Consider the following 13,515-nt stretch of genomic DNA (forward strand, 5'->3'; position numbering starts at 1 on the left):
CCGCTCACTGAATCTGCCGGCATGCTGAGCGCACTCGATGGGCTGGTGCAACGGGGAGTGCTCCGCGCGCTGGATGTTCAGTTTGCCAAGTTTATTTGTGACTCTGTGGACGGACAGGAAACACAGGACACGATGCCCTTACTGGCACTGGCTGCCGTTTGGGTCAGCCAGGAGCTGGGACGCGGCCATGTCTGTCTGCCCTTATCGGCGCAGAAAGGCCCCTTGCTCGGGCTGTCTCAGGCGAATGCTGCGCCATTGCTGTCTCTGTTGCCGGAAGTCTGGCATCAGCCTGAACTCTGGCCAGAGGCGCTGATCCGTTCGGTGGCTGTGTCTGATGGCTCGGAGCCGACGCCGCTGGTGCTCCGGGAAGATCGGCTTTATCTGCATCGGTACTGGCAGGATGAACAGACGGTTGCGATGCGTTTGCTGGCGTCTGCCGGTCAGGGGGTGTCCGCTTCGGAAGCGGTGCAGCAGATAGGGATCCTCAACGAACTTTTCTGCCGCAATGATGCGGCCTTGTTTCAGGCTTTGGTTGCGCTGAGAAAAACGGCGGCTGATACGCCGTCGCAGCGGCGAACACTGGTGTGTGATCAGCTGGATATCGTTGCCCCGGATGCGCTCGACTGGGCTGAGATTGACCAGGTGCTGAGCAGCGCCCAGCGATTTTCTGAGCTGGCGCCGCTGGCGGGACTGATTCCGGATGCGGTTTGTCTGAACTGGCAGAAAGTCGCAGCTGCCACTGCACTGAGCCGTCAGTTTGCGGTGATTTCCGGCGGACCCGGAACCGGTAAAACCACCACAGTTGCCAAACTGCTGGCTGCACTGGTGTTGCAGCATCAGCCTGATGCCGAGCATATCGATCCAGCGCTGGTGCCGCATATCGTTCTGGTGGCGCCGACCGGAAAAGCAGCTGCCCGGCTGACAGAATCCATTGGTAAAGCGGTTCAGTCGCTGCCAGTGTCTCCGGCGGTTCAGGCTGAGATCCCGACACAGGCCAGTACCTTACACCGTCTGCTGGGCGCGATTCCGGGCCGCGCGGCTTTTCGTCATCATGCCGGGAACCCGCTGCACGCTGATGTGCTGGTGGTGGATGAAGCCTCCATGGTGGATCTGCCGATGATGGCACGATTGCTGGAAGCGCTGCCTCCGCAGACCAAGCTGATCCTGCTGGGAGATAAAGATCAGCTGGCCTCGGTGGAAGCTGGCGCGGTGCTGGGAGATATCTGTGCGTTTGCCCGGCAGGGATACAGTCTGGCACAGGCCCGGCAACTGAGCGAGATGACAGGGTACGCACTTCCAGCCGGACAGGCGACTGCGCCCAGCCCGGTGGCTGACTGTTTGTGTGTGCTGCAAAAGAGTTACCGTTTTCATGCGCTCTCCGGGATCGGACAACTGGCGAAGGCAATCAACAGCGGACAACCTGACCGCCTGGCTGCGGTCTGGCAGCAGGGCTTTACCGATATCCATCAGTATCCGCTGAGTGCGGAGCATTATCAGCGTCTGATCAAACAGATGTCGGTGTTTTATCGCGCGTATCTGGAAGCGATTGATGAGGGGCAGCCGCCAGCGGAGGTCCTGCAGGCGTTCGCAAATGTGCGGCTGCTGTGTGCCTTACGGGAAGGGGACTTTGGCGTGAAAGGGCTGAATCAGCGTATTGAGCGTCAGTTGGTCAGAGATGGCCTGATCGCGCCGGGAGAAGAAACCTGGTACGTCGGACGTCCGGTGATGATCACCCGAAACGATCATGGTCTTGGCCTGTATAACGGGGATATCGGGATTGCGATGCCGGACCCGGCCGGAGGGAAGGATGTACGGGGACGACCGGCGTTACGGGTCTATTTCGATATGCCAGATGGCAGTATCCGGAGTTTTCTGCCCAGCCGTTTGCCCGAGCATGAATTGGTGTACGCGATGACGATTCACAAATCTCAGGGTTCTGAGTTCGCGGAAACCCTGATGATTCTGCCGCCGGATTTCAGTCCGATTCTCACCCGGGAGCTGATCTATACCGGTGTGACGCGGGCGAAATCCCGGCTTTATCTCTATGCGCAGCCCGATATTATCCAACGTGGTATTCAGCGCTGCATACAGCGGGCCAGTGGTCTGGAAGCCGGGTTAATACCAATCGCAGTCAATCATTGGTCATCCTAGCTTGTTCAAATGCTCGATCACTGCGTTAGATTTTTTGATTGTAGAATAACTACTTATCTAAAAAATCCGCCTTGTTCTCAAACATTTTTCCTACGCTATTTCTGATCACTGACTTACTTTGGTTGGTATAAGTCAGGCGTAAACAAACGCCAGCCGAAGCGGGCTGGCGTTGCGCGGTTGCAGGGAGTATGACCGGACCGACAACCTTTATAGCGTCAGGGTCAGAATTTTCGAACGGCGTTGCAGGTTATAGAGTGCCTGTTTTGCCATCGGTAATTCAGACACATCAATCTCCATAAAACCATGCTCCCGAAACCAGTGCAGGCTGCGTGTGGTCAGGACAAAGAGTTGTCTGAGCCCCTGAGAACGCGCCTGATGCCGGATCCGGTTCAGCAGCATCGCTCCCCGATCGCCATCCCGGTAATCCGGATGAACCGCGACGCAGGCCATTTCCCCCATGTGTTCTTCCGGGAAGGGATACATGGCGGCGCACCCGATGATCAGGCCGTCCCGCTCGATCACGGTGAAGAGTTTGATCTCTTGCTCCAGTTGTTCACGGGAACGCCGAACCAGAATTCCTTCCTGTTCCAGCGGACGGATCAGGGCCAGAATGCCGCCGATATCGTCAATGTGGGCACCGCGAACTTTCTCAGCACTCGCCATGACAACTTGCGTGCCGATGCCATCAAAAGAAAAGAGCTCCTGAATCAGCGCGCCATCATCTTTATAGCTGATCAGGTGACTCCGGGGCACACCCGCGCGGCAGGCGGTGATGGCTCCCCGCAGGAAACGGGCAGTACCGGAATCGGACTTCTTCTGTGCTGTCAGGCGCTGCAGAACGGCTTCTGCCTCAACGGGCAGCATCTCAGACACAATCTCATTGTCTTCATTCCGCACCCCTTGATGCGAGCAAAAACCAATCAGCTTATCGGCTTCCAGCCGAATGGCGACCTGAGTGGCGACTTCTTCGGAAGTCAGGTTGAAACACTCACCGGTCACTGAACTGGCAATGGGGCCCAGCAACACGACACTGTGCTGATCCAGCTGGCGCCGGATGCCTTCCACATCAATTCTGCGGATCCGGCCGCTGTGGCAGTAATCAATCCCGTCGTCAACGCCCAGCGGTTGTGCGACCACAAAGTTGCCGCTGACCACATTGATTTGCGAACCGGCCATGGGAGTATTGTTCAGGCCCATGGAAAACCGGGCCGTAATGTCCAGATGCAGTTGTCCAGCGGCTTGCTTGGCAATTTCCAGGGCTCGCTCATCGGTAATACGAACGCCTTTATGATATGGCGTCCCATAGCCGTGGAGTTCCAGTAACTGAGAGATTTGCGGGCGGGCACCATACACCAGAACGATGCGCAACCCCAGGCAATTCAGCAGGGCGATATCATTCACAATACTTCGAAAATTTTGATCCGCAATGGCTTCGCCACCGAGCATAATCACCAGTGTTTTTCCCCGGTGCGCATTCACATAAGGTGCGGATTGGCGAAAGCCTTTGACCAAGGCTGTACTTCTGAATTTCACTCTATTTTCCGTGATATGGGTTCATCAACCCTGATGAGTAAATATGTCAGCATATTGCCTGTTTATACACTACACGGCAAGTATGAAGCGCATTCGAGTGAGTCTGGCAGATTTTCATTTATTGAGTCGAGATCCCGTTCTGACATTCTGCACTTAGTCGGCAGATTCTGTGGACGCCCGATAAGCGTATAGTTGTAGGACGTGGGGATAGTTAGTGATGCTGCTCATGGCATTTAATAAATACACGAAATGGCAAACCGCCACCATGCTGACCATTCTTGGGACGGGTCTGGCACTGAGTGGTTTTCTTGCGGTGGGTGCGGCAAAAGGTGAACTGTTTACAGCCTCGCCTGAGCCCAGTATTTTTGGCATCTGGGTGGAACAGGATGTTGCGCCTTATGCCGCGGACAAGTTCGAAGTGCGTCAGAATGGCGTCTATGTTTCCGGACGTCTGATCAGCACGACTTATGGTTGGGACGGCAGCCGTCTGAGTTATCAGATGGGCGGCGAAACGTATCAGTATACGTTTGAGGAAGGGCAGTTTATTCGTCAGAAGCCCGCCCATTATGTGTCAACGTTTGCCCGTCAGGCGGCCAGAGTGAATCCTGAGCTCAAACAAAATGCCACACAGACCCTTGGTCAGCCATTGAAACAAGGGTCCTGAATCATGCGCCTTTCCCGGTTACTCTTCTTCCTTTAGCCGGGCAAACAGCTGATGAACAGGGATTTTGTTCAGTGCCACTTTTCTGAATGTATCCGCTGTCTGGGGACTGCCGCCCAGACAGCGCTGAATCACGGTGTTGATTTGCTGTGTTGAATTACCGTCGCTGTCCAGATTTCGTATCCACTGATATTCAACAGCGTTTGGATTGAGTAAGGTTTCTTTTCCAATTTTAAATTGCTTGTTCATGCCAGTCCTTCCTGAGACGTCACGTTCCAAAGCGATTCACTCGTACGATTGACTGCCGATTCCATGATTATTTTGCAGCCAGTCTGTGTCTCATCCTGAGAAAATCACTGTAAAAGGTGCTCGCATTGCTGATCGAAATGGTTGTCCGTAACCCGAAAGTATAGGTTACCAAACTGAATGATGTCGTTTGTGTGACGTTTTTATTAAACCGACAGACTGTGACAGTTATATGACAATCAGTGCTTATTATTAAACTTTCGTGACAATCAAAACAAGACTTTGACATTGGTTATGATAAAAAGCCCTAAGATTGTGCGTTGAAGTCGGCTCGCGTATCTTGGGCTTTACCAATCGCAGTTAATCACTGGTCATCCTCGCTTGTTCAAATGCTAGATAATGGCGTTAGATTTTTTGATTGTAGAATCACGACTGATCGAAAAAATCTGCCTTGTTCTCAACCATTTTTCCTGCGCTATTTCTGATCATTGACATACTTTGATTGGTATGAAGATGACTTTTTCCTGTGTCCGGAAATGTTCTGGTTTATCGCAGGATAATCTTTTATTTTTTTGTCAATATCATGAAGGCTGATCTGTGTTTCAACAATTTTCCCTGATTCAAAAACTGACGCTCGCCTCCTGTGTACTGGGGCTGGTGGCTTGTGCCCGACCTGTGGACCGGGGCCAGCAATATCTGGATGGCGAGTTTGACCAAGTCCTGAACCCCGTTGAAACAGTGGTATCGGATAAACCCAGGGATTACACCCGGTTTGAGGCGCAGGCTGAAAAAGTACTGAGCCGGTCTCCTTCGATGATGCTGCGCTATCAAAATTTGTATCAGCAGGTAACAAACTGGGCTGAAGCTGGCGGGGATCCGACGCTGTTGCCGCAGTTCGGGCTGACGACTGCACAGATGGGCGGCGGAGACAGTTCCGGCAACGTCATGTTTACCGGCTATTTCTCACCAGTCATCGAGCTGCGCCACGAAAGAGATGAAATCTTTCAATATCCTGTGTATGCGATGCCGGAGTGTGGAAAGCAATGTCCGACACGGGCCGAGATCTACGGTGGTGCTTTGGCCGGCCAAGGATTGGAGCTGGGTTACTCCGCTTCTAAACTGGATGTCTTCATGATGGAAGTCCAGGGCAGTGGATTTGTGCATTTCGAAGACAACGACCAGCTGCAGTACTTTGCTTACGGTGGCAAGAACGGCCATCCTTATGTGAGTATTGGCCGGATTCTGATTGAGCGCGGGGAAGTGCCTCGGGAAAAGATGTCGCTGAAAGCAATCGCGGAATGGGTGGCGCAGCAGGATGATGCCACAGTTCGTGAATTGCTCGAGCAGAACCCATCTTATGTGTTCTTCAGTCCGCGTGATGATCTGGATGTGCTGGGCACTGCCGGAATTCCATTACTGCCGATGGCTTCGGTTGCTGCGGATCGCGACTTCCTGCCCATGGGCAGTGTGTTGCTGGCCGAAGTGCCGCAGCTGGACGAGGAAGGCAACTGGAACGGTAAGCATGTGCTGACCTTGCTGATGGCGCTGGACACCGGCGGTGCCGTGAAGCGAAATCATCTGGATCTTTACCATGGCATGGGCGCACAGGCAGGCATCGATGCCGGGCACTACAAGCATTTTGGCCGGGTGTGGAAGCTGGGGCTGACGCCGCAGACCGATGCAGCACTGACGGAAGCGCGGGCTGCTGCCAGCACAACGGTTGCGACGCCTGTTCAGGGAGAGATGCGCTTCCGGGAGACGCCCGTCCAGGGGGCTGAGACTCAGGCTCAGGGACTGGACAACTGACAGGAGAGCGCGTATAAAAACGCGCTCATTCTCAATACAGACAGACCGCTATGCGACAACTCGATACCCCGGCATCCGATCACTATAACCAACGTTTTGGCGGCACCCGCCGCTTGTATGGTCATCAGGAAGTGGAAATCCTGAGAGCTGCGCATGTCTGTGTGATTGGCATCGGCGGCGTGGGTTCCTGGGCAGCTGAAGCGCTGGCCCGCTCCGGCGTTGGTGAACTGACTTTAATCGATATGGACGATGTTTGTGTCACCAACATCAACCGTCAGATCCACGCCATGTCCGGTACGGTCGGGCGCAGCAAGATTGAGGTCATGGCCGAACGCATTGCGCTGATCAACCCGGACTGCCGCGTCAATCTGATTGATGATTTCATCACACCGGAGAATATTCCTGAGTATATCGGTCCGCAGTTTGACTACGTGCTGGATGCTATCGACAGCGTGAAGCCGAAAGCCGCATTGCTGGCCTACTGTAAGCGCCATAAAATTAAAGTGGTGACTACGGGGGGAGCCGGTGGGCAGGTCGATCCGACCCAGATCCAGATTGCTGATCTGGCGAAGACGATTCAGGATCCGCTGGCGGCGAAAATCCGCAATATGCTGCGCCGTTTTTACAACTTCAGTAAAAATCCGGCCCGGAAGTTTGGCATTGACTGCGTGTTTTCAACCGAACAACTCAAATATCCGCAGGCCGATGGCAGCGTCTGCGAAGCGAAAGCGACCGCAGAAGGGCCGAAACGGATGGATTGTGCGACCGGATTCGGGGCTGCGACCATGGTGACGGCCACCTTTGGTTTTGTGGCCGCTTCCCGCATTCTGCAAAAACTGATTGAAAAACACCGCCAGTAATCATCCCCTTCGCCGGGTCGGGAACTATCGACTGGCGAAGGTTTGAATCGCTTCAATAATCGCCTTGAGTCCGTTACTGCGTGACGGGCTCAGGTGTCCCAGTAACCCTAAGCGTTCAAAGTAAGCTTCCATGTCGAATTGCTGAATCTGTCCTGCCGTTTTGCCTTCGTAGGCGGCTAGCACCAGACAGATCAGGCCTTTGACAATCCGGGCATCAGAATCCGCGGCAAAATGGTACACCCCGGCATCACAACGCTGTACCAGCCAGACCTGGCTTTCACAGCCACTGACTTTCACTTCATCCTGCTTGAGTGCATCCGGCAAGGCCGGTAACTGTTTACCCCACTGGATAACCAGCCGGTATTTGTCTTCCCAACTGTTGGCCTGCGCCATTTTTTCCTGAATGTCATCAGCAGAAATCGAGCTGCCAAACGGGTGAGAAGGGAACGAAACTGAGGTCATGATCTTTCTCTTTTTTACAACAAATCACAGGCTTTATGCAGCGCAGCCACGAAGCGCTCAATATCTTCTTCGGTATTATAGAGAGCCAGAGAGACCCGCAAAGTACCAGTCAGTCCCAGCGCATCCAGCATCGGGTGAGCACAGTGATTCCCGGCGCGCAGCGTTACGCCCTGCTCATCCAGCAGGGTGGCGATATCATGATGATGAATGCCGTCCACCACAAAGGAAAACAGGCTGGCCTCTGGCTGCAGGCCGATGACTCTCAGGCCGTCGATGTCTTTGATCCCATCCAGTGCTTTCTGGCGGAGTGCGTGGATATGTTGCTCGGCACCCTGACGGTCGATGCCGTTCAGCCAGTGAATGCTTTCTGCCAGCGCGATGGTGCTGGCGATATTCGGTGTGCCAGCCTCAAACTTGCCCGGTAATCCGGTGTACAGGGTGCCTTCAAAGGAAACTTTTTCGACCATTTTGCCGCCGCCGTGCCAGGGGGGCATGGCTTCAAGCAGGGCCTGTTTGCCATAGAGCACTCCGATGCCTGAGGGGCCAAAGAGCTTGTGGCCGGAAAAGACATAGAAATCGGCATCCAGCGCCTGAACATCCACGGCTTCATGCACGATTCCCTGCGCACCATCAATGACGGCGATCGCCCCACGGGCATGCGCCGCAGCAATGATGCTTTCAATCGGGTTCCGGGTGCCGGTGACATTGGTCATGTGGGCAACCGCGACAATCCGTGTTTTTGCGGACAGACGCTGATGGAAGGCGTCCATATCCAGCGTACAGTCTGATGTCATGGGAATTTTGACTACGATGGCGCCGGTCTGCTCCGCGACCATCTGCCAGGGCACGATATTGGCGTGGTGTTCCAGTTCGCTGACCAGAATCTCATCGCCGGGTTGCAAGGTACTGCGTGCCCAGGATTGGGCAACCAGATTCAAGGCCTCTGTTGCACCGCGTGTCCAGATGATTTCTTTTCGATCCCGGGCATTCAGCAGATCTCTGACCGTGTCGCGTGCCTGTTCGAATCGTTGGGTCAGGTTGGCAGTGAGCTGATGGCTGCCCCGGTGAACATTGGCACTGTGCTGACGGTAAATACTGTCAAGAGACTGAATCATCGCCAGTGGCTTTTGTGTGGTGGCAGCGCTGTCCAGAAAAGTGATGGGGTGTGCTGCATCAACCAAGGCCGGAAATTGCGAACGAATCGACTGAATATCAAATGGGGTGGTCATACATGGGCTCATGTTCTGGTGGATGGGGGGATCTTCCTTATTATCCGTCACAGAGGCAAGCGCAGAAGGGGAGAATTTCTAAAAAAATGGCACCGCGTTGGGGCGCAGTGCCATCAAAAAGTTTTGACAGACAGGTCAAAAAACAGGAAGTAAATTGGTAGCACTCGGCTACCCGCCCAGCAGAGGCCGGGCAATATGCAAACACAACATGCAATCTCTGGAACAGACACCAGAAAGGAGGACCTAGGCCTCAATTACACAGTTTATCCTGAGATTGCGGCGCCAATCTTAGGGTTTCTGTGGTACTGGGACAATCGACAAATTATAATGACCTAGATAAAAAAAACTAATGCAACCAGTATGGCAGGACATTATGTCGAGACGACTTCCACCCCTTAATTCGCTGAAAGTATTCGAAGCCGCCGCCCGCCACCTGAGCTTTACCCGCGCTGCAGAAGAACTCTTTGTGACTCAGGCTGCTGTGAGTCATCAAATCAAGGCGCTGGAGGAATTTCTGGGCTTGAAATTATTTCGTCGCCGGAACCGCTCTTTATTGCTGACGGAAGAAGGGCAAAGCTATTTTCTTGATCTGAAAGATATCTTCAGTGCGATTTCGGATGCGACAGATAAAGTTTTGGAACGCGGTTCAAAAGGTGCACTGACCATTAGTTTATCTCCGAGTTTTGCGATCCAATGGCTGGTTCCGCGGTTGTCCGATTTCAATCAGTTACATCCGGATGTTGATGTCAGAATTAAAGCGGTTGATTTAGACGAAGGTTCACTGACGGATGATGTGGATGTGGCCATTTATTACGGGCGTGGCAACTGGCCGGGATTACGTTGCGATAAGTTGTATCAGGAGTTTCTTGTCCCGGTTTGTTCCCCCATGCTGCTGACCGGGCCGAAACCCCTCGACAGCCTGCATGATCTGCAGTATCACACGCTGCTGCATGACAGTTCCCGGAAAGAGTGGAAGAATTACGTCCGTGAATTTGAGATTCCCGGCACCAATGTCAATCAGGGCCCGATTTTCAGCCATTCCACCATGGTGCTGCAGGCTGCGATCCACAGTCAGGGAATCGCGCTGGCAAATAATGTGCTGGCACAACCTGAGCTGGAAGCCGGCCGCCTGGTCAGTCCGTTTGAAGAAGTGCTGATGAGCAAAAATGCTTTTTATCTGGTGTGCCAGGAAAAGCAGGCCGAAACCGGCCGTATTCAGATTTTCCGCGACTGGGTTCTGGAAAAAGCCCGCAAAGAACAGGAAGACGGCCCGCTGCGCCAGCCAGAGATGCCGGTTGAAGAAATGGCTTAAACCTAAGCCTGAGTCTCAGTGTCTTTCCGGGCACTGAGGCCTCCGTTTGCCCACTCCCACCTGTGCGCTGTCGCTTACACATCCTGATGTTACCCTCGCTGTAGCGCACGGATAATTTTCTCTCACCATTTTGCTGTAATAAGTTTCCGGGCTGGCGGGCAATTTTGGATGTTCATTCCGCGAAAGTGTTAAGATATCGCCCAATCTTAGACAGGGATAGCTGCGGCTTGCCTGTCGCAGTCTCTCGCAATACAACAGGTTGAGAAAGCGCGTGGAATACCGTATTGATACACCGGAAAATGGCCAGTTTGACGCTACTTTCTTATTTGCACATGGTGCGGGTGCCGGCATGGATCATGAATTTATGTCGGCAATTGCCCAAGGGTTAACGGCGAAAGGGATCCGCGTGGTGCGTTTCGATTTCCCTTATATGGTTAAACGTCGGGAGGACGGTAAAAAGCGTCCGCCGGATCGTCAGCCAAAATTGCTGCTGGATTTCCAGCGTCATCTGATGCGGTTTGCAGAAGAAGGCCCGCTGGTGATTGGCGGCAAATCGATGGGCGGGCGGATGGCGAGTTTGCTGGTCACAGATGAGGCGGAAAGCGCACCAGAGGTCAGCAATTGTCAGGCATGGGTGCAAGGCGTTGCCTGTCTGGGCTTTCCGTTTCATCCACCGGGTAAACCGGAGAATTTCCGGGGGGATCACCTGAAGACGATTGCGGTACCGACGCTGATTCTGCAGGGGGAACGGGACACTTTTGGTACCCGCAGCGAGGTGGAAGGCTGGACCTATGCCGATACCGTGCGTTTGGCCTTTGTGCCGGATGGCGATCACAGCTTCAAACCGCGTAAAGCATCCGGTTATACGGAAGCCGGGAACCGACAGCTGGCTGTTGCGTTACTGGCAGATTTTATCAATCAATGTGTTTCACCAGTTTAAAAACAAAAGGATAGGTTGAATGCAAAGCCGCAGCATGATTCTTTTTGCCGCTGTCAGCGGTGCGATTGGTGTTGGTCTGGGAGCTTTTGCGGCCCATGGCCTGAAAGGACAACTGACTCCGAATTTACTGGATGTTTTTAAAACCGGCGTCGACTATCAGCTCTGGCACAGCCTCGCGCTGTTCGGGTGCGGGATTTGGGCACGCAATTTTTCTGCAAAAGCGCTATCATACGCGGCCCTGTTATTTGCTGCGGGCATTTGTCTGTTCAGCGGTAGCCTTTATGCACTGGCGTTAACAGGCATTAAGTGGTTTGGTCCCGTAACACCACTGGGGGGACTGTGTTTTATTCTTGCCTGGCTGTCACTTGCAGTGGCTGCCTGGCGCTCTCAATGAGGACTCGTGGTGAATCAGGTTTTGTTGTACTGCCGTCAGGGCTTTGAAAATGAATGTGCCGGTGAAGTGCAGGATAAAGCCAATGCACTGGAACTGTTCGGCTTTCCGCGCGCCAGAAAAAATACTGGTTACGTGCTGTTTGAGTTTTACCAGCCGGGCGATGCGGACAAATTTATTCAGTTACAACCATTTTCACAGCTGATTTTTGCACGTCAGATGCTGGCGGTGACGGCACATCTGGAAGATTTGCCGGCAGAGGACAGGATCAGTCCGATTCTTGCCGTGGCGGAAGATTTACCGCGCTGCGGTGATCTGCGGGTCGAGACACCGGATACCAATGAAGCGAAAGAGCTGCTGAAGTTCTGCCGTAAGTTTACTGTGCCGCTGCGTCAGGCGATGCGTAAAACCGGTGTCCTGTATCAGAAAGACAATCCGAAAAAGCCGGTGTTGCATTTGTGCTTCACGGCGCCGGGCCATTGTTTGATGGGTTATTCTTACAGCAACAATAACTCGCAGTTCTTTATGGGGATCCCGCGTCTGAAGTTCCCGGCGGATGCGCCAAGCCGTTCAACCCTGAAACTGGAAGAAGCCTTTCATGTCTTTATTCCGCGAGAAGAATGGGATGTGCGACTGGCCTCTGGCATGTGGGGTGTGGATTTAGGCGCTTGCCCGGGTGGCTGGACCTATCAGTTAGTGAAACGTTCCATGTTTGTTCATGCCGTGGATAACGGCCAGATGGCGCAGAGCCTGATGGATACCGGACAGGTGAAACACCACATGGCTGACGGCTTTAAGTTTGAGCCGCCGCGTAAAAATGTGACCTGGCTGATCTGCGATATGGTCGAGAAACCTGCGCGGGTCGCACACCTGATGGGACAGTGGCTGATTAAAGGCTGGGCCAAGGAAACGATTTTCAACCTGAAGCTGCCGATGAAAGGCCGTTATGATGAAGTGCTGCAGGATATTGAAAACCTGAAAGTCTTTCTGATCCAGAATGGTCTGAAATTCCGTCTGCAGGCCAAGCATCTGTACCATGACCGTGAAGAAATTACGGTCCATATTCAAGCGCTGGACAACCGCAGCCCGCAGTCATGATTCCGGAGACAGGTGGCGGGGTTTATCCCGCTGCCTGATATCGGATGTCCTGCAGATTAAATCCCAGTTCCAGATTGGTTTTCAGTCGGGCAACGGCTTTGCTGGCAACGGCACTGGCTTTCGCGGGTTCGATTTTCTTCCGCCATTTCTCCGGCAGTTCTTCTGCCGACAAAATATGCTCCAGATCCGGAAACACACTCAGTAATTCACAGGCCGCTTTCGGACCTATACCCGGTACGCCCGGAATCTTACTGGAACTGATTCCTGCCAATCCCCAGTAATCCGGGAGTTGCTCCGGTCGCACGCCAAATTCTTTTTCAATAAAGGGGCTGTCCAGCCAGCGTTGCTGGAAGTAATCCCGGATCATCACTGTTGGTCGTAACAGCTGGCAATAGCCTTTGTCGGTCGAAACAATGGTCACCTGGCCTCCGTGGTCCGCGACTTTGAGCGCCAGTGTGGCAATCAGATCATCGGCTTCGTCGCCATCAGAGAGCAAAGAGTCCACACCCAGAGTCATGAAGTCATCCTGAATTTGTTCCATACCGGCCTGCAAAGCTTCAGGCATGGGTTTCCGGCCTTCTTTGTAATTGGGCAGCAGTTCAGCCCGCCAGCCCCGGTCTTCGCCTTGATGGTCAAATACCGCAACAATATGTGTGGGCTTGCTCATCGCAATGATTTTGCTTAGTGCCTGACAGCAGACCTTACTGGTATTGGCAATCTCTGTTTCATCCGGCTGGGCTGCATGCACGCGGCGGATTAAATTGAGGGCATCGATGACGACAAGGTGAATAGACATAGCTTTCAACGCAGAATACAGGACCAATTG

Annotated in this window: 12 protein-coding genes and 1 pseudogene; 8 read left to right on the forward strand and 5 right to left on the reverse strand. The window is 53.4% G+C overall.

All coding sequences use genetic code 11. From position 1 onward, the window contains the following. Window positions 1-21: 21 nt before the first annotated feature. Window positions 22-2,151, forward strand: a complete 2,130-nt coding sequence (gene recD / locus Q4579_RS16180; RefSeq protein WP_303565706.1) for an exodeoxyribonuclease V subunit alpha — start codon at window positions 22-24, stop codon at window positions 2,149-2,151. A gap of 207 nt (window positions 2,152-2,358) precedes the next feature. On the opposite strand, the gene argA is transcribed toward recD, so the two are convergent. Beyond that, window positions 2,359-3,684 (reverse strand): amino-acid N-acetyltransferase, encoded by a 1,326-nt coding sequence (gene argA, locus Q4579_RS16185; RefSeq protein WP_303565616.1) that lies wholly within the window; start codon window positions 3,682-3,684, stop codon window positions 2,359-2,361. A 226-nt stretch (window positions 3,685-3,910) separates the two neighbouring features. Here argA and Q4579_RS16190 point away from each other — a divergent pair, with 226 nt between their 5' ends. Beyond that, window positions 3,911-4,348, forward strand: a complete 438-nt coding sequence (locus tag Q4579_RS16190; RefSeq protein ID WP_303565617.1) for a DUF2850 domain-containing protein — start codon at window positions 3,911-3,913, stop codon at window positions 4,346-4,348. A gap of 18 nt (window positions 4,349-4,366) precedes the next feature. Here the strand turns inward: Q4579_RS16190 and Q4579_RS16195 are convergent, their stop codons facing one another. Continuing rightward, the gene (locus Q4579_RS16195) at window positions 4,367-4,594 is read right to left on the reverse strand and encodes a hypothetical protein (RefSeq protein WP_211646169.1); all 228 of its coding nucleotides are present in this window, start codon (window positions 4,592-4,594) and stop codon (window positions 4,367-4,369) included. Between the two features lie 612 nt (window positions 4,595-5,206). Here Q4579_RS16195 and mltA point away from each other — a divergent pair. Then, window positions 5,207-6,286: pseudogene (gene mltA, locus Q4579_RS16200) on the forward strand (murein transglycosylase A); the annotation flags it as partial. Window positions 6,287-6,447: 161 nt separating this feature from the next. Next, complete coding sequence (gene tcdA / locus Q4579_RS16205) at window positions 6,448-7,257, forward strand: tRNA cyclic N6-threonylcarbamoyladenosine(37) synthase TcdA (RefSeq protein ID WP_211646168.1); 810 nt, start codon at window positions 6,448-6,450, stop codon at window positions 7,255-7,257. A gap of 24 nt (window positions 7,258-7,281) precedes the next feature. Here tcdA and csdE read toward each other — a convergent pair whose 3' ends face one another. Continuing rightward, a complete protein-coding gene (gene csdE, locus Q4579_RS16210; protein WP_303565618.1) occupies window positions 7,282-7,719 on the reverse strand; it encodes a cysteine desulfurase sulfur acceptor subunit CsdE in 438 nt (145 codons plus the stop codon). Window positions 7,720-7,733: 14 nt separating this feature from the next. Next, on the reverse strand, window positions 7,734-8,948 hold the full coding sequence (gene csdA, locus Q4579_RS16215) for a cysteine desulfurase CsdA (RefSeq protein WP_303565620.1): 1,215 nt from the start codon (window positions 8,946-8,948) through the stop codon (window positions 7,734-7,736). A gap of 373 nt (window positions 8,949-9,321) precedes the next feature. Between csdA and Q4579_RS16220 the strand changes: the two genes are divergently transcribed. From Q4579_RS16220 to rlmM, 4 genes are all read left to right on the forward strand, one after another. After that, window positions 9,322-10,260: a transcriptional regulator GcvA gene (locus Q4579_RS16220; RefSeq protein WP_211646165.1), complete on the forward strand. Its 939-nt coding sequence runs from the start codon at window positions 9,322-9,324 to the stop codon at window positions 10,258-10,260. A gap of 271 nt (window positions 10,261-10,531) precedes the next feature. Beyond that, on the forward strand, window positions 10,532-11,200 hold the full coding sequence (locus Q4579_RS16225; RefSeq protein WP_303565621.1) for an alpha/beta family hydrolase: 669 nt from the start codon (window positions 10,532-10,534) through the stop codon (window positions 11,198-11,200). A 19-nt stretch (window positions 11,201-11,219) separates the two neighbouring features. After that, window positions 11,220-11,594: a DUF423 domain-containing protein gene (locus Q4579_RS16230; RefSeq protein WP_303565622.1), complete on the forward strand. Its 375-nt coding sequence runs from the start codon at window positions 11,220-11,222 to the stop codon at window positions 11,592-11,594. A 9-nt stretch (window positions 11,595-11,603) separates the two neighbouring features. Further along, window positions 11,604-12,689, forward strand: coding sequence for a 23S rRNA (cytidine(2498)-2'-O)-methyltransferase RlmM (gene rlmM, locus Q4579_RS16235; protein ID WP_303565623.1), 1,086 nt, complete (start codon window positions 11,604-11,606; stop codon window positions 12,687-12,689). 22 nt (window positions 12,690-12,711) lie between these two features. Here the strand turns inward: rlmM and xni are convergent, their stop codons facing one another. Next, on the reverse strand, window positions 12,712-13,485 hold the full coding sequence (gene xni, locus Q4579_RS16240; protein WP_303565624.1) for a flap endonuclease Xni: 774 nt from the start codon (window positions 13,483-13,485) through the stop codon (window positions 12,712-12,714). Window positions 13,486-13,515: the final 30 nt, after the last annotated feature.

The sequence above is a fragment of the Photobacterium sp. 1_MG-2023 genome (assembly GCF_030547945.1).
In the GTDB taxonomy this organism is placed as follows: domain Bacteria; phylum Pseudomonadota; class Gammaproteobacteria; order Enterobacterales; family Vibrionaceae; genus Photobacterium.